We start from the raw sequence: 15753 nt of genomic DNA, 5'->3' as shown, positions 1-15753 counted from the left end.
GTATTCCTTTGCCAAGGCTCAAGACGTGCGCAAACCGCGTTCCAGCCACAGACGGCTGGCAAGGGTGACCACACCATCAAGCAGCAAGGCCAGCAGCGCGGTGCACGCGGCGCCGAGCAACAGTTGCGGCTGATTGTTCAGGGCGATGCCAGGGAAGATCAGGCTGCCAAGGCTGTTGGCGCCGATCAGGAACGCCAGCGGCGCAGTACCAACGTTGATCGCCAGCGCCACACGCACACCACCGATGATGATCGGCACGGCGTTGGGCAATTCGACTTTCCACAGCACTTGGCGCGGGGTCATGCCGATGCCGACGGCGGCTTCCTTCAACGAACCCTGAACGTTTTTCAGGCCTTCGTAAGTGTTGCGCACGATGGGCAGGAGCGAGGCGAGGAACAGCGCGAAGATCGCCGGACCACTGCCGATGCCGAGAATCCCCAGGGCAATCGCGAGTACGGCCAGCGGTGGCACGGTGTTGCCGATATTGAAGATCTGCATGAAGCGTTCGGCGCGGCCGACCATGCTCGGGCGACTGAGCAAGATACCGGCGGGGATGCCCACGACAAGGGCGGCCAGCATTGAAGCGAGGACCAGAATCAGATGAGCTTGCAGGTAAAACAACAAATCGTCGCGGTAGTGTTCGATCGTGTTGATGCCGATCCAGTGGACCAGCAGGGCCAGGAGCGCGATAACCACCGCACCTCCAATAAGCCCTTTGCCATAGCGGATAGCCACAGGCGGACTCCTTTTTTATAGTCGGCGAACGCCATCCCGAGTGACATGCCATGCCTGGCTGCCGGGACATTAACGTTCGCGAGAAGCAGCTCCCTCAGCACCGGCAACAGCGGTCTGAAAGCGAGCCATGAGCGCAGCCTCGTCAGGCTAACTTGCTGATTTTTCAGCCCCTGACGAAATTTCGTAACAGGGGATGGACGTCTCCGTGCTTCAAAAGGTTCCCACCTGCGGCAGCATTTGGCCACCCTTAATATGCTCAACGGTTCGGTTATTGCATCGACATGGGCTATAATCGGCGCCCTTTTTTAGATCACCGCCAGGCGATTTCCCATGACCAGACAGGCCGCCGAAGTCGCGAAACGCCGCACTTTCGCCATTATTTCCCACCCCGATGCCGGTAAGACGACAATCACCGAAAAGCTCCTGTTGATGGGCAAGGCGATTGCGATTGCGGGCACGGTGAAATCGCGTAAATCCGACCGCCATGCGACATCCGACTGGATGGAGATGGAAAAGCAGCGTGGTATTTCCATCACCACGTCGGTCATGCAGTTCCCGTATCGCGACCACATGGTCAACCTGCTCGACACCCCGGGTCACGAAGACTTCTCCGAAGACACCTACCGCACATTGACGGCGGTCGACTCGGCATTGATGGTTCTCGATGGCGGTAAGGGTGTAGAGCCACGCACCATCGCGCTGATGGACGTCTGCCGTCTGCGTGACACGCCGATTGTCAGCTTCATCAACAAACTCGACCGTGACATCCGCGACCCGATCGAACTGCTCGACGAAATCGAAGCCGTCCTCAAGATCAAGGCTGCGCCGATCACCTGGCCGATTGGTTGCTACCGCGACTTCAAGGGTGTCTATCACCTCGCCGACGACTACATCATTGTCTACACCGCCGGCCACGGTCACGAGCGCACTGAAACCAAGATCATCGAAAAACTCGACTCCGACGAGGCGCGCGCGCACCTCGGTGACGAGTACGACCGTTTCGTCGATCAGCTGGAACTGGTGCAGGGCGCCTGCCACGAGTTCAATCAGCAGGAGTTCCTCGACGGTCAACTGACCCCGGTGTTCTTCGGTACGGCACTGGGTAACTTCGGTGTCGATCACGTGCTCGACGCTGTGGTCGATTGGGCACCGCGTCCGCTGGCCCGTGTGGCCAACGAGCGCACCGTCGAGCCAGTCGAAGAGAAGTTCTCGGGCTTCATCTTCAAGATCCAGGCGAACATGGACCCGAAACACCGTGACCGCATCGCGTTCATGCGTATCTGTTCCGGCAAATACGAGAAAGGCATGAAGATGCGCCATGTGCGCACCGGCAAGGACGTGCGCATCGGCGACGCCCTGACCTTCTTCTCCTCCGAACGTGAACAGCTTGAAGAAGCCTTCGCCGGCGACATCATCGGTCTGCACAACCACGGCACGATCCAGATCGGTGACACCTTCACCGAAGGCGAAGCACTGGGCTTCACCGGTATTCCGCACTTTGCCCCGGAACTGTTCCGCCGCGTGCGTCTGCGCGATCCGCTGAAATCCAAGCAGCTGCGTCAGGGTCTGCAACAGCTCGCGGAAGAGGGCGCGACTCAGGTGTTCTTCCCGGAGCGCAGCAACGACATCATCCTCGGTGCCGTCGGTGTGCTGCAGTTCGACGTGGTCGCCAGCCGCCTGAAAGAGGAATACAAGGTCGAGTGCTCCTACGAGCCGATCACCGTGTACTCCGCGCGCTGGATCGATTGCAGCGACAAGAAGAAGCTTGAGGAATTCTCCAACAAGGCAGTGGAAAATCTGGCAATCGACGGCGGCGGTCACCTGACCTACCTCGCTCCGACGCGGGTTAACCTGGCATTGATGGAAGAGCGCTGGCCGGACGTGAAATTCCGTGCGACGCGTGAGCATCACTAAGCGCTGAGTCGCAAACTCCGCCTCGACCGTTGCGGGGTTTAATGCTCAGCCTGAACAGAAGCCCTGCAGATTTACGCTTGCAGGGCTTTTTCATTTTCTTCATAGACCGTCAGCAAGATACAGCCTGTGAGATTGTTCGATTTCCTCGATCAGCGCTTCATTTTCAATGTCAGCGGTGCTTGCAAACTCACGCCAGCGGCGAACCGAGTCGGCAACTTCTTTGATGATCTTTTTTCCCTGCAGTCTGGGTATCTGTTTAGACAGCGCGAGCAAGTCATCGACTGTGAAGTCGTCCCTCTTCCCATTGACTGTCATCTGGTGACTTGATACCCAAGGCGAGTCGGCGCGGTAAGCCCAACACATGTCGTATGCCGGAGTCAGTCGCCAAACCCCATCCCGCCATACCTGAAAGGCAATATTTCGAGTGTGGTCATCTTGATTGCGCGCAATCACATTGAACACTGCGCGCCGGAACAGCTCGATCTGATCCTCTCTCGGTAGGCCGAGATCTCTCGCTACGAGTAGCGCCTGTTCGTAAGAGTACGCGCCAGGTTTGGTGTAGTCGGCAATGTCCATGGCGCACAATGTTTGAACGTGAATCTTGTCGCCGTCACCCATCCGGTCGAAGCGACGAGTCATGAAGTGCGCGCGAGGACCGTCGATGTGCAGACGACACTCGCTCATGTTGATCCCCGCGGCTACTGTCATCAGATGGTAGGCATATTCCACGCGACCAAAACCGGCAGGGTCACCGAGTGAGTCTGCCCCTTTGGGCACATCGAACTTGAACAGCCAATAGCTGTAGCCCTCTGGAGCTGTGATTTGTCCGGAACAGAGTTCGCCGGTCTTTTCGTTAACTGCAATGATTGCCTTCGGTCGCTGGCCGCCCGCTGACGAACCCACCTGGAACATATGCTTGAGTGCTTCTTCATCCTTTTTGCCGTTACGGCCGAGTTGCATTCCAGCAAATTGCTGCTGGCGCTGGTTAAGGATCTGCCCGGCAAGTTCAACCAAAGACTCCAGCTCCAGCTTTTCAAGCTTGTTCTTGAGTCTGTCCACCGCTGGCCGGAACTCCAGCGCTCCCATGCCTCGGGCGCCGATATACAGTAATCTTTCTACGGGCGTGAAGCTTTTGGGGTCGCGCCCTTCTTTGGCCAGCCAAGCGTTGATCACCGCGTTACCGAAGTCATCGGGAAGCGAATCGGAAAGACAAGGCGGGAGAGACTTGAATGCCTGCGCGTTCAGTGAAGGGAATGCGTACACCTCACCTGCTACTGCTCGCATGGTGAGTGGCGCGATCTCGAGTCCGAATTCGGTAAACGCTGGATCAAATTCGAAGGTTCCTGTTGCTGGGGCCTGACTATCATCCCAAAGCACAGTTCCGACCTTGACATCCCACATCCACACTTCTGCTGTTATCGCCACGTCATTTCTTCCTTGGAATCAGTAATGGTCTTGCTGTGCCCTGTTTGTTGCTTTTGTTATGTGGGTCAGTTCCCGGTTGCGTGCTGTGGTAGGCATGGAACCGGCCATCGCTTGTGCGCACGGCACCCAGCGCGCGAACGCGTCCTGTTTTGCCCGTCTGAGCTGCGGCAATCGGGCTCGCACGTGGAGGCTCGATCAAGCTCGAGAGAAGATCCAGAGAATCAAGCTCTCGGAGCACTGCAATCAGTAGCTGCAAGGTGCCTTTACCTTTTTCCAGCTTTTGAATCGTAGGGGTGCTGACACCGACGTTTTTGGCGAGCTGGTCTTGTGTGATGTCTTTACGCACGCGACGCTCTCGTAGCCCTTCGCCCAGTTGGGCTGCGATCGCATCGTCGCTTTGACGTTGTATTCTCATAAAGCAAACTTTCCTTTGTTTTGTTGCCTTATTGCGGTATCAAAGAAAATATTTTTTGTTTTTGGTCTGAATTTTAATCGTGTTCTTTCTCGGTCGATAAGTAAAATATTTTTTGTTTTGTGCCTGTCTATGCGGCGTAAGGCAAATAATTGTTTGTGTTATAGGTTCGTGGAGGTGGTGAATTTCTGCCTCCCTCAAATATGTGGTTCAGATCACTGAATCAGAATGTGAGTCGTGACCACGCGTGGGTCCAGGTACGGCAGATGCTACGCGCAATTTAAAACGCCGCGCGGGATCTATGTGTAGGCCTTTTCCGAGCCTTCCGTGGGTGGGCTCCGGATTTGCTTTTCACTGATTGTCCGGGCGACAACCCGTCTGAAGTCCACTAGTGTCGACGTTCACGCAGCCTGCAAGGATCAATGGGATGAAAGGGCGGCTTACTCATCTGCTGCGCCTCGATGGCTATTTCAGCACCATGGCCTGGGTGCTCGCGGCGCTGCTGTTCATCAATCGCTTGAGCAGCATGGTCAAGTTGTTCATGGCGCTGTACCTGCGTCAGGAACTCGGCCTGGCGATTGAGACGGTTGGCTGGTTGCTGTCGGCGTACGGCGCGGGTTTGCTGGTCGGTTCGATGCTCGGCGGCTGGCTCAGTGATCATGTGCGCACGGCGCGGCTGACGGCGGCGCTGTTCTTCGTTTCGGTGTGGGTGCTGATTCTGCTGGGGCTGGTGACGCAGGTGCCGTTGCTGGCTGTATTACTGTTGCTCAGCGGGACCATTGATGGCGCCATTCGCACATTGCATCAACGGCTGATCATGGAATATTGCGAGGTGGCGCAGCGCTCGCGTGCGCAGGCGTTGAGCCGGGTGGCGCGCAATCTCGGCATGGCTGCCGCCGGGGTGGCGGGTGGGGTGTTGGCGCAGAGCGATTTTCGCTGGGTGTTTTTCGGTAGTGCGGCGATGACGCTGCTGGCGTTGCTGTGGTTTGTCCGCACCACATGGCGGCGGCCGGTGCTGATTGTCGAGGAGAAAACCGATGGCGGCGTGACTGGCTCAGGTGCGCCTTTGCGCGACAAGCCGTTCCTCTGGCTGTTGGCGGCAACCGCCGTGCTCGGCGTCGCGTTCGACACGGTTTACAGCACGCTGGGCAACTATCTGCGTGATTACTATCAGTTAAGTACAGAGGCGATCGGCTGGCAGTTCGGGCTCAATGCGCTGCTGGTGATTGCGCTGCAGATTCCGCTGTCGCACTGGGGCGAGCGTTGGGGCTCGCGGCGGCAAATGGTGGTGGGCAGTGTGCTGCTGGCCTGCGGTCTGGGCATGTTGCCGTTCGGTACCGGGTTGGCGTTCGTCTGCCTGTCGACGGTGATCTGGACCCTGGGTGAGGCGCTGTTCATGCCGCCACTGAATGTGTTGGCGATGCAGTTCGCCCAGCGTGGCAAGAGCGGCCAGTACTTCGGCCTGTTCTTCATGAGCTGGAGTGCCAGCGCGTTGCTGTCTCCGGTGCTCAGTGGTCAGTTGTACGGCAATTTCGGCGGGCACAGCGTATGGCTGGCCAGTACTGCGCTGCTGTTGATGTCGATCCCTTTGACGTGGCAAGCCACCCGCCCGCTTAGCTGATCCGGTTATTGACGTTATTCGAAAGCAATCTGTCCGCCGACGGCATTTCTGCCCCCTCGTCAGCGTCCTAAGTGGTGAGTCCGGCTGATCGGAACTAGATTTCACACAGCGCCAGTCCGGCACGCATGTCTTACCTGAAAATGGATGGAGTCGGCTATGAAAAGCAGGTTGCTACGAATTTTATTGCTGTTGAAAGTGATGGTCATGCTGTCCCTCGGCACCGCGACGGCTTGGGCCGAGTGCGAGGATCATGATTCCCAGGCGTTCAACGGACAGGTGGAGAACAGCGGGTTGATGCTCGCCAAGTCCGAATCCGAACCGGGCGATCAGGGGCAGGGTGGCAGTGCTGACGATGACGATTCGACTACTGATGATCCGGACGAAGGCGACAGCCAGACTTAGATTGCAGGCAAAAGAAAACCCCTTCTCTCCCGATTGATGCGCAATCGAAACAGAAGGGGTTTGCTCAACACGCCATCTCTGAATTCAACATCATCCCTGTGGGAGCGGGCTTGCCCGCGATTGCGGTATGTCAGTCAACAAATCAGGTGACTGGCACGACGTCATCGCTGGCAAGCCCGCTCCGACAGGGTTTTGCATTTTCCCCAGATCTGCTTACGCCACGCCGTCGAGGAATTGCTCGGCGTAGTGGCAAGCCACCTGCCGGTTGTCGAGCAAACGCAGGGCCGGCTCTTCAGTGCTGCAACGCTCGGTCGCATACGGGCAGCGCTTGTGGAAAGCGCAGCCCGGCGGCGGGTTGAGCGGGTTGGGCAACTCGCCGACGATCTTGATCTTCGGCTTGTTCGGGTCCGGGTGAATCGTCGGGGTGGCCGACAGCAGCGCTTGGGTGTACGGGTGCAGCGGACGCTCGTAGATTGAGTTCTTCGGACCCATTTCCACTGGGCGACCGAGGTACATCACCATCACGTCATCCGCCACGTGTTGCACCACTGCCAGGTTGTGCGAGATGAACACATAAGCGGTGTTGAACTCCTGCTGCAGATCCATGAACAGGTTCAACACCTGCGCCTGAATCGATACGTCGAGCGCCGAGGTCGGTTCATCCGCCACCAGCACTTTCGGTTGCAGCATCATCGCCCGAGCCAGCGCAATCCGCTGACGCTGACCGCCAGAGAACATGTGCGGATAACGCTGGTAATGCTCGGGACGCAATCCGACCTGCTTCATCATCGCCTGGACTTTCTCGCGACGTTCAGCCGCAGAAAGATTGGTGTTGATCAGCAGCGGCTCGCCGAGCTGGTCACCGACTTTCTGCCGTGGGTTCAACGAGGCGTACGGGCTCTGGAACACCATCTGCACGTCTTTGCGCAGTTGCTTGCGCTGAGCCTTGTCGGCGCCGGAGACTTCCTGCCCGGCGATTTTCAAGGAACCGGAGGATGGCTCTTCAATCAGCGTCAGGGCACGCGCCAGTGTGGATTTGCCGCAACCCGACTCGCCTACAACGGCGAGGGTCTTGCCGGCTTCCAGTTCGAACGACACGCCGTTCAGGGCGAGCACGGTCGCGTGGCCCTTGAACAAGCCTCGGGACACTTCGTAGTGACGGGTCAAGTCGCGGGCGGTAAGTACGACGGCCATTACGCCACCTCCTGGTTCAGCGGGAAGAAGCAGCGGGCGAGGCTGTGGCTTTTCGGGTCAAGGGTCGGACGTTGCGCGCGGCAGCTCTCTTGCACGTATGGGCAGCGCGGCGACAACAGGCAGCCTTGCGGACGGTCATAACGACCCGGAACGATACCCGGCAACGTCGCCAGACGCTCGGCGCCCTGGCTGTGCTCCGGAATTGCCTTGAGCAGCGCTTCGCTGTACGGGTGTGCCGGGATGTCGAACAGTTGCGGCACCTGACCGACTTCCACCGCTTGACCGGCGTACATCACGCACACGCGCTGGGCGGTTTCGGCCACGACCGCGAGGTCGTGAGTGATCAGCACCAGACCCATGTTCTGTTCTTTCTGCAACGCCAGCAGCAGGTCCATGATCTGCGCCTGAATCGTTACGTCGAGTGCTGTGGTCGGTTCATCGGCGATCAGCAGTTTCGGTTCGCCAGCAATAGCCATGGCGATTGCCACGCGCTGACTCATGCCGCCGGACAGCTGATGCGGGTAGGCATCCATACGGCTGGCAGCGCCGGGGATTTCGACTTTTTCCAGCAGTTCGATGGCACGTTTGCGCGCTTGCTTGCCGGACATTTTCAGGTGCAGACGCAGCACTTCTTCGATCTGGAAGCCGACGGTGTAGCTCGGGTTCAGCGCGGTCATCGGATCCTGAAACACCATCGCCAGGTCTTTGCCGACGATTTGCCGACGCTGACGGTTGCTCAGCTTGAGCATGTTCTTGCCGTCGAAGTTCAGCGCGTCGGCGGTGACGATCCCCGGATGCTCGATCAGGCCCATCAGTGCCATCATGGTCACGGATTTACCCGAACCGGACTCGCCCACGATCGCCAGCACTTCGCCCTTGTCGACGCTGATGTCGAGGCCATCAACCACCGGCACGGCGGTTTTGTCGCCGAAACGAACGTTGAGATTCTTGATTTCCAACAGTGACATTTGAATCTCCTCAGGCGGCGTTCTTGAGTTTCGGGTCCAGCGCATCGCGCAGGCCGTCGCCCATCAAGTTGATTGCCAGCACGCTGAGCAAAATGGTCAGGCCAGGCAGACTTACCACCCACCAGGCGCGTTCGATGTAGTCGCGGGCCGAGGCCAGCATGGTGCCCCACTCAGGGGTTGGCGGTTGTACGCCGAGGCCGAGGAAGCCCAGTGCGGCGGCATCGAGAATCGCCGAGGAGAAACTCAGGGTCGCTTGCACGATCAGCGGCGCCATGCAGTTCGGCAGCACGGTGATGAACATCAAACGTGGCAGACCGGCACCGGCGAGGCGCGCGGCGGTCACGTAGTCGCGATTCAGTTCGCCCATTACCGCAGCGCGGGTCAGACGCACATACGACGGCAACGAAACCACGGCGATTGCGATCACGGTGTTGATCAGGCCAGGGCCGAGGATGGCGACAATCGCCACAGCCAGCAGCAGCGACGGCAAGGCCAGCATGATGTCCATCAGACGCATGATGGTCGGGCCAATCATTTTCGGGAAGAAGCCGGCGAACAGGCCAAGCAGAATCCCCGGGATCAGCGACATCACCACCGACGACAAGCCGATCAGCAGCGACAGACGCGAACCCTGAATCAGCCGCGACAGCAGGTCGCGGCCCAGTTCATCGGTGCCGAGCAGAAATTGCATCTGCCCACCTTCCAGCCAGGCTGGCGGGGTCAGCAGGAAGTCGCGGTATTGCTCGCTCGGGTTATGCGGTGCGACCCATGGCGCGAACAGCGCGCAAAACACGATCAGCAGCATGAACAGCAGGCCGGCGACGGCACCTTTGTTCTTGGAAAACGCTTGCCAGAATTCTTTGTACGGGGACGGATACAGCAGGCTTTGATCGACTGCTGCCGCTTGATTTGCAGTTGAAGCTGGAGTGGTCATGGTCATGATCTCAGCGCTGATGACGGATGCGTGGGTTGGCAAAGCCGTAGAGGATGTCCACCACGAAGTTGACCAGAATCACCAGGCAGGCGATTAACAGGATGCCGTTTTGCACGACCGGATAGTCCCGTGCGCCGATGGCTTCGATCAGCCATTTGCCGATGCCGGGCCAGGAGAAAATCGTTTCGGTCAGCACCGCACCCGCGAGCAGTGTGCCGACTTGCAGGCCGACCACGGTCAGTACCGGAATCAGCGCGTTACGCAGACCGTGCACGAACACTACGCGCGACGGCGACAGGCCTTTGGCCTTGGCGGTGCGGATGTAGTCTTCGCGCAGCACTTCGAGCATCGATGAACGGGTCATCCGCGCGATCACCGCCAGCGGAATGGTACCGAGCACGATGGCTGGCAGGATCAGGTGGTGCAGGGCATCGAGGAACGCGCCCATGTCGTCGGCCAACAAGGTGTCGATCAGCATGAAACCGGTGCGTGGCTCGATGTCATAGAGCAGATCGATGCGCCCGGACACCGGGGTCCAGCCGAGGCTCACCGAGAAGAACATGATCAGGATCAGGCCCCACCAGAAGATCGGCATCGAATACCCCGCGAGGGAAATGCCCATCACCCCGTGGTCGAACAGGGATCCTCGTTTGAGTGCCGCGATCACCCCGGCCAGAAGCCCGAGAATGCCGGCGAACAGCAGGGCGGCCATGGACAGTTCCAGGGTCGCCGGGAAAAGGGAGGTGAACTCGGTCCATACGCTCTCACGAGTACGCAGGGATTCGCCAAGATCGCCTTGGGCCAGTTTGCCGATGTAGTCCAGATACTGGGCATACAACGGTTTGTTCAGACCTAGGCGTTCCATTGCCTGAGCGTGCATTTCGGGGTCGACCCGACGTTCGCCCATCATCACTTCCACGGGGTCGCCCGGAATCATGCGAATCAACGCGAAAGTCAGCAAGGTGATGCCGAAAAACGTGGGGATCAACAACCCCAGTCGGCGGGCAATAAAACTAAACATCTTGTGTGGTACCTCATCAGCCGGTTAGGCGTGCCCGGCTTCCCTGGGGTCAGGGAGGCCGGGAGTTTCTTATCTACTTCACCTGGGTGGTGGCGAAGTTATTAGTGGTGAGAGGACTGATGTGATAGCCCTCTACGTTGTTGCGCATTGCGGTGAACATACGGGTGTGGGCCATGCTGATCCACGGCTGATCCTGGTTAAAGATCGCCTGGGCTTGTTCATACAGCTTGGCGCGTTCGGCCGGATCTACTTTAGCCCGTGCTTCGTCGATCAGCGTCTGGAATTTCTCGCTGCACCAGCGCGCGTAGTTTTCGCCGTTCTTGGCCGCTTCGCAACTGAGCATAGGCGTCAGGAAGTTATCCGGGTCGCCGTTGTCGCCCGCCCATCCGGCCGACACCATGTCGTGCTCGCCAGCCTTGGCGCGCTTGAGCATTTCGCCCCATTCCATCACGCGGATGTCGATCTTGATCCCGACTTTCGCCAGGTCAGCCTGCATCATCTGCGCGCCGAGCATCGGGTTCGGGTTGGTCGGACCGCCGCCGTTACGGGTGAACAAGGTGAACGTGGTGCCTTCCGGAACCCCGGCTTCCTTGAGCAAGGCGCGGGCCTTGTCCAGATCACGCGGCGGGTTTTTCAGGTCGTGGTTGTAGCCGAGCAGCGTGTCCGGGTACGGGTTGACCGCGACGGTTGCGTTGCCTTTGCCAAACACTGCGTTGACGTAAGCGGCTTTGTCGAAGGCCATGTCGATCGCCTTGCGCACGCGCACGTCGCTCATATATTTGTGCTGGGTGTTCATGGCGATGTACGAAACGGTCATCGCGTTCAGCTCATCAATCTTGAGGTTGCTGTCTTTCTTGATGCTCGGGATGTCATCCGGCTTCGGATACAGCGCGATCTGGCACTCATTGGCTTTGAGCTTTTGCAAGCGCACGTTGTTATCGATGGCGATGGCCAGGATCAACGCGTCTGCCGGTGGCTTGCCACGGAAGTATTCCGGGTTGGCCTTGAAGCGCACCTGCGCATCCTTGGCGTAACGCTGGAAGATGAACGGGCCGGTGCCGACCGGTTTGTTGTTGAGGTCGCCAGTCTTGTTGGCCTTGAGCAACTGGTCGGCGTATTCGGCGGAGTAGATCGCCGTGAACGGCATCGCCACGTCAGCGAGGAACGGCGCTTCGCGGCGGGTCAGGGTGAACTTGACCGTGTTGTCGTCGACTTTTTCGACGTTCTTCAGCAGTTCTTTGAAGCCCATGCTTTCAAAGTACGGGAAGCCCACGCTCGACAGTTTGTGCCACGGGTGATTCGGGTCCAGCTGACGCTGGAAGCTCCAGAGCACGTCGTCGGCGTTCATGTCGCGGGTCGGCTTGAAGTATTCGGTGGTTTGGAACTTGACGCCTTTGCGCAGGTGGAACGTGTAAGTCAGACCGTCTTCGCTGATCTCCCACGAATCTGCCAGCGCCGGGACGATTTCAGTGGTGCCGGGCTTGAAGTCCACCAGTCGATTGAAGATGGTTTCGGCCACCGCATCGGCTGTGACTGCAGTTGTGTACTGGACCATATCGAAGCCTTCCGGACTGGCTTCGGTGCAGACCACCAAGGGTTTGGCCGAGACGCCGATGGCGGCGCTCAACAACGCGGCAGCGACGGCCGCACGTAGGGGAAGCATTTTCATCGATAACCCTCTGCAATCGGTTGAAGACAAACAACCGAACGGCCGACTCATCATGAGTCAGCCGTCGGTTGGCGTTTTTACAGAATGTTGAATGGTACGGTGGTCACCAGACGGAACTCGTTGATGCTGCCGTCAGCCTGGTTTTCGCTGGCGCGGTGCGTGGTGTAAGTCGCGCGTACGGTGGTGGCTTTCAGCGGGCCGCTCTGTACGGCGTACGAAGTACCGATGCCGTATTCGTAGTGATGTTCGCCGTCCATGCTATTCACGTCGTAAGCAGTGCCGGTGTAGTGAGTACCGTCGATGCCCCAGCCGCGAGCGGTGTAAGCGTTGAACTTCAGACCCGGCACGCCGTATTCGGCCATGTTGATACCGTAAGCCACCTGGAACGACTTCTCGTTTGGTCCGTTGAAGTCCGACAGCAGGGAGTTGGCCAGGTAGATGCCGTTGGTTTCGTGCAGGTAGTCGAAGTACTCGTTACCGTTCACTTCCTGATAGGAGAAAGTCAGCGAGTGTGCCTGGTGCGTCAGGCCGAACGACAGCGAGTAGGTGTCGTTGTCGATGTTGCCCATCAGGCGTTTGCCTTCATCGACAGTCTTGTAGTAGTTCAGGCCGGTGGTCAGGCTCAGCACCGAGCTGTCGCCCAGTTCGTGAGTGGCGCCGAAGTAGTACTGGTTCCAGAAGTCTTCAACCTGAGTCGCGTAGAGGCTGGTTTTCAGGCTCTTCAACGGCTGATAGTTCACGCCGGCGGTGTTGACGTGGTCGGTTTCGGCGCCGTTGTTGGTGTATTCCGAGCGGAATTTCGACAGGCTCTGTTCGGTACGTGGCGACACGCGGTCGAAGGTGGCCAGGTCGAACGACAGGTTGTCGAACTCTTCACTGTGGATCGCCACACCTTCGAAACTCGAAGGCAGCGGACGGTTGCCGATCACATCGACGATCGGGCTGCTGAAGTTCATGCGGCCGGCGGTCAGCGTGGTGTTGGAAACGCGCGCCTTGACGTTGGCCAGACCCAGTTTGCTCCACTGATCGACGGCGTCGCCGTTGGAGTGGGCCAGCGTACGGTTGGAACCGCCCTTGATGTCTTCACGGCTGCGATCCAGCGCGATGGCGTTGTAGGCCGCCACTTCGGTGCTGAAACCGACGGTGCCCTGAGTGAAGCCCGAGGTGTAGTTGAGGATGGTGCCCTGAACCCAGTTGATCCGGCGCGAACCGGTCAGGGTTTCGCCGTGGCGCTCGTACTTGAAGTTGCCGCCGCGCTTTTTCTCTTCGTTGGCGTACCAGTTACGGGTCGAACCCGACAGGCTCTGGCCATCGATGAAGCCTTTGGCTTCCGACTGGGCGCTGGTGCTGGCCAGTTGGGTCGGCACGAAGTCCTGGCTGACGCTCTCGGCATGGGCCCCGGCGGTGATGCTGCTGATGGCCAGGGCCAGTATCGCAGTGCTGCTCAGTTTCATGGGTGAAGCTCCTTTACTTTCTTTTTATACCGGTCTTTTTTGGTTGTCCGGCTATTTGGTTTAGAACTTATTCACACACCGCAAACGTTTGCAAAAGGCCTGATGGGCGAAATTCGGCAAAGCGCTTGCGTGAGGGGCTAGACAGGCCCCTCAGGGTTGCGGCTAATCGGTTTGGTGTTTAATCGATGCTCACGCCCGAGAACACGTTGCGGCCGAAGGGGCTGACTTTGAACCCTTCGACTTTGGCGCTCAGCGGCTGGTTGACCGTCGAGTGAGCGACAGGCGTGATCGGCACTTGCTGTTTAAGCAATTGCTGGGCCTGTTTATAGAGCACGCTGCGCTGGTCGCGGTCGGTGACGACCTTGGCCTGTTTGATCAGCTTGTCGTAAGCCGGATCGCACCACATGGAGTAGTTGTTGCCGCCGATGGCATCGCAGCTGTACAGCGTGCCGAGCCAGTTGTCCGGATCCCCATTATCCCCGGTCCAGCCGATCAGGCTGATGTCGTGCTCGCCATTCTTGGTGCGCTTGATGTACTCGCCCCATTCGTAGCTGACGATCTTCACTTTCAAACCGATTTTTGCCCAGTCAGCCTGAAGCATTTCGGCCATCAGCTTGGCATTCGGGTTGTACGGACGCTGCACCGGCATCGCCCACAGAGTGATCTCGGTGCCTTCTTTGACGCCGGCAGCCTTGAGCAGCTCTTTGGCTTTTTCCGGGTTGTAGACGGTGTCTTTGATGGTGTCGTCGTAAGACCACTGGGTCGGCGGCATGGCGTTGACCGCCAGCTGCCCGGCGCCTTGGTAAACGGCGTTGAGAATCCCTTGTTTATTCACCGCCATGTCCAGCGCCTGACGCACTTCGAGTTGGTCGAAGGGCTTGTGGCGGGTGTTGTAGGCGATGTAACCGAGGTTGAAACCGGGCTTCTCGATCAGTTGCAGGTTCGGGTCATTCTTCAGCGCTGGCACATCGGCCGGGCGTGGATTAACGGTGACCTGGCATTCGTTCTTTTTCAGTTTCTGAACGCGCACTGACGCGTCGGTGTTGATGGAGAAGATCAGATTCTTCAGCTTCACGCGGCTCGGGTCCCAGTACTGCGGGTTGCCGGTGTAGCGAATGTTCGAATCTTTCTGATAGCTCTTGAACACGAACGGCCCAGTGCCGATCGGCTTCTGGTTGATGTCGCTCGGCTTGCCTTCAGCCAGCAGCTCGTCGGCGTATTCGGCAGAAAGGATCGCGGCGAAGCTCATGGAAACGTTCTGAATGAACGCGGCGTCGACGCTGTTGAGCGTCATGACCACGGTCAGCGGCCCGGTTTTTTCGACCTTGGCAATGTTCTTGTTCAGGCTCATCCCGTTGAAATACGGGAATTCGGTTGGATAAGCCTTACGGAATGGCTGCTGCGGATCGAGCATGCGGTTAAACGTGAACAGCACGTCGTCGGCGTTGAAATCGCGGGTCGGCTTGAAGTACGGGGTTGTATGAAATTTCACGCCTTCACGCAGGTGAAAGGTGTATTTCAGTCCATCCTCGGAAATATCCCAACTGGTCGCCAGGCCCGGGACGACATTGGTCTCGCCTTTTTCGAACTCGGCCAGACGGTTGTAGATCGGCTCGGCGGCGTCGTTATCGGTCGCGGCGGTGTATTGCGCGGTATCAAAACCGGCCGGGCTGCCTTCGGAGCAGAACACCAGGCTGTCGCTGGCGGCGAAACTCGTGGACGTGGCGGCCAACAGGCCGGCGCCCAGCAATGCGGAAAAAACCAAGGTATGGCGCATGACGCTCCCTCTTTTTTAGTGTTTTCAATGCGCCGCGATCCCTTCCTAGGGATGTGGTAGCTGCATCGAGCTCAAACCAATACGTACAACAAACCGATCGCTCACACAGTCACTGGTCAGTACCCGACGGTAGGGGCCGCGGGCCTGGCAGTAAATGCGCAGAGTCCTAAAGACTCGTAGGAAAAGGCAACACGTCCTGAAGCGCCTCAGTAAGACCGGGCGGAAAA

General features: G+C 58.4%; 13 protein-coding genes. 3 read left to right on the top strand and 10 right to left on the bottom strand.

Annotated elements, in window-relative coordinates; all coding sequences use genetic code 11:
* Nucleotides 1-18: 18 nt before the first annotated feature.
* Nucleotides 19-735: an ABC transporter permease gene (locus tag ACP7BN_RS06555; protein ID WP_420647587.1), complete on the bottom strand. Its 717-nt coding sequence runs from the start codon at nucleotides 733-735 to the stop codon at nucleotides 19-21.
* A gap of 330 nt (nucleotides 736-1065) precedes the next feature.
* On the opposite strand from ACP7BN_RS06555, the gene ACP7BN_RS06550 reads away from it, so the two are divergent.
* Nucleotides 1066-2649 (top strand): peptide chain release factor 3, encoded by a 1584-nt coding sequence (locus ACP7BN_RS06550; RefSeq protein WP_420647588.1) that lies wholly within the window; start codon nucleotides 1066-1068, stop codon nucleotides 2647-2649.
* 99 nt (nucleotides 2650-2748) lie between these two features.
* Here the strand turns inward: ACP7BN_RS06550 and ACP7BN_RS06545 are convergent, their stop codons facing one another.
* Nucleotides 2749-4074, bottom strand: coding sequence for a type II toxin-antitoxin system HipA family toxin (locus tag ACP7BN_RS06545; RefSeq protein ID WP_426202593.1), 1326 nt, complete (start codon nucleotides 4072-4074; stop codon nucleotides 2749-2751).
* 1 nt (nucleotide 4075) lies between these two features.
* A complete protein-coding gene (locus ACP7BN_RS06540) occupies nucleotides 4076-4489 on the bottom strand; it encodes a helix-turn-helix transcriptional regulator (RefSeq protein ID WP_426202591.1) in 414 nt (137 codons plus the stop codon).
* Between the two features lie 424 nt (nucleotides 4490-4913).
* Between ACP7BN_RS06540 and ACP7BN_RS06535 the strand changes: the two genes are divergently transcribed.
* Both ACP7BN_RS06535 and ACP7BN_RS06530 read left to right on the top strand, forming a co-directional pair.
* Nucleotides 4914-6107, top strand: coding sequence for an MFS transporter (locus ACP7BN_RS06535; RefSeq protein ID WP_426202590.1), 1194 nt, complete (start codon nucleotides 4914-4916; stop codon nucleotides 6105-6107).
* A gap of 156 nt (nucleotides 6108-6263) precedes the next feature.
* The gene (locus tag ACP7BN_RS06530; RefSeq protein ID WP_426202589.1) at nucleotides 6264-6509 is read left to right on the top strand and encodes a hypothetical protein; all 246 of its coding nucleotides are present in this window, start codon (nucleotides 6264-6266) and stop codon (nucleotides 6507-6509) included.
* A 213-nt stretch (nucleotides 6510-6722) separates the two neighbouring features.
* Here the strand turns inward: ACP7BN_RS06530 and ACP7BN_RS06525 are convergent, their stop codons facing one another.
* The 7 genes from ACP7BN_RS06525 to ACP7BN_RS06495 all read right to left on the bottom strand — a co-directional run bounded on the left by ACP7BN_RS06525 (nucleotide 6723) and on the right by ACP7BN_RS06495 (nucleotide 15526).
* A complete protein-coding gene (locus ACP7BN_RS06525; RefSeq protein ID WP_426202587.1) occupies nucleotides 6723-7703 on the bottom strand; it encodes a peptide ABC transporter ATP-binding protein in 981 nt (326 codons plus the stop codon).
* Entirely contained in the window at nucleotides 7703-8671 is a 969-nt protein-coding gene (locus tag ACP7BN_RS06520) for an ABC transporter ATP-binding protein (protein WP_426202585.1), read from the bottom strand. Before ACP7BN_RS06520 ends, ACP7BN_RS06525 begins: the two co-directional genes overlap by 1 nt.
* 10 nt (nucleotides 8672-8681) lie before the next feature.
* Complete coding sequence (locus tag ACP7BN_RS06515) at nucleotides 8682-9605, bottom strand: ABC transporter permease subunit (RefSeq protein ID WP_426202583.1); 924 nt, start codon at nucleotides 9603-9605, stop codon at nucleotides 8682-8684.
* 10 nt (nucleotides 9606-9615) lie between these two features.
* On the bottom strand, nucleotides 9616-10626 hold the full coding sequence (locus ACP7BN_RS06510; RefSeq protein WP_042557626.1) for an ABC transporter permease subunit: 1011 nt from the start codon (nucleotides 10624-10626) through the stop codon (nucleotides 9616-9618).
* 73 nt (nucleotides 10627-10699) lie between these two features.
* Nucleotides 10700-12295: an ABC transporter substrate-binding protein gene (locus tag ACP7BN_RS06505; protein ID WP_426202581.1), complete on the bottom strand. Its 1596-nt coding sequence runs from the start codon at nucleotides 12293-12295 to the stop codon at nucleotides 10700-10702.
* Between the two features lie 77 nt (nucleotides 12296-12372).
* On the bottom strand, nucleotides 12373-13749 hold the full coding sequence (locus ACP7BN_RS06500; protein WP_420647595.1) for an OprD family porin: 1377 nt from the start codon (nucleotides 13747-13749) through the stop codon (nucleotides 12373-12375).
* 178 nt (nucleotides 13750-13927) lie between these two features.
* On the bottom strand, nucleotides 13928-15526 hold the full coding sequence (locus tag ACP7BN_RS06495) for an ABC transporter substrate-binding protein (protein WP_426202578.1): 1599 nt from the start codon (nucleotides 15524-15526) through the stop codon (nucleotides 13928-13930).
* Nucleotides 15527-15753: the final 227 nt, after the last annotated feature.

Source organism: Pseudomonas sp. TWP3-1 (assembly GCF_049896625.1).
In the GTDB taxonomy this organism is placed as follows: domain Bacteria; phylum Pseudomonadota; class Gammaproteobacteria; order Pseudomonadales; family Pseudomonadaceae; genus Aquipseudomonas.
The sequence above is the reverse complement of the archived record's forward strand: the minus strand, read 5'-3'. Positions and strand labels throughout refer to the sequence as shown.

Coding starts and splice junctions, on each gene's coding strand:
- ACP7BN_RS06550 (WP_420647588.1), top strand. CDS start 1,066: ATGACCAGACAGGCCGCCGAAGTCGCGAAACGCCGCACTTTCGCCATT.
- ACP7BN_RS06540 (WP_426202591.1), bottom strand. CDS start 4,489: ATGAGAATACAACGTCAAAGCGACGATGCGATCGCAGCCCAACTGGGC.
- ACP7BN_RS06535 (WP_426202590.1), top strand. CDS start 4,914: ATGAAAGGGCGGCTTACTCATCTGCTGCGCCTCGATGGCTATTTCAGC.
- ACP7BN_RS06530 (WP_426202589.1), top strand. CDS start 6,264: ATGAAAAGCAGGTTGCTACGAATTTTATTGCTGTTGAAAGTGATGGTC.
- ACP7BN_RS06525 (WP_426202587.1), bottom strand. CDS start 7,703: ATGGCCGTCGTACTTACCGCCCGCGACTTGACCCGTCACTACGAAGTG.
- ACP7BN_RS06520 (WP_426202585.1), bottom strand. CDS start 8,671: ATGTCACTGTTGGAAATCAAGAATCTCAACGTTCGTTTCGGCGACAAA.
- ACP7BN_RS06515 (WP_426202583.1), bottom strand. CDS start 9,605: ATGACCACTCCAGCTTCAACTGCAAATCAAGCGGCAGCAGTCGATCAA.
- ACP7BN_RS06510 (WP_042557626.1), bottom strand. CDS start 10,626: ATGTTTAGTTTTATTGCCCGCCGACTGGGGTTGTTGATCCCCACGTTT.
- ACP7BN_RS06505 (WP_426202581.1), bottom strand. CDS start 12,295: ATGAAAATGCTTCCCCTACGTGCGGCCGTCGCTGCCGCGTTGTTGAGC.
- ACP7BN_RS06500 (WP_420647595.1), bottom strand. CDS start 13,749: ATGAAACTGAGCAGCACTGCGATACTGGCCCTGGCCATCAGCAGCATC.
- ACP7BN_RS06495 (WP_426202578.1), bottom strand. CDS start 15,526: ATGCGCCATACCTTGGTTTTTTCCGCATTGCTGGGCGCCGGCCTGTTG.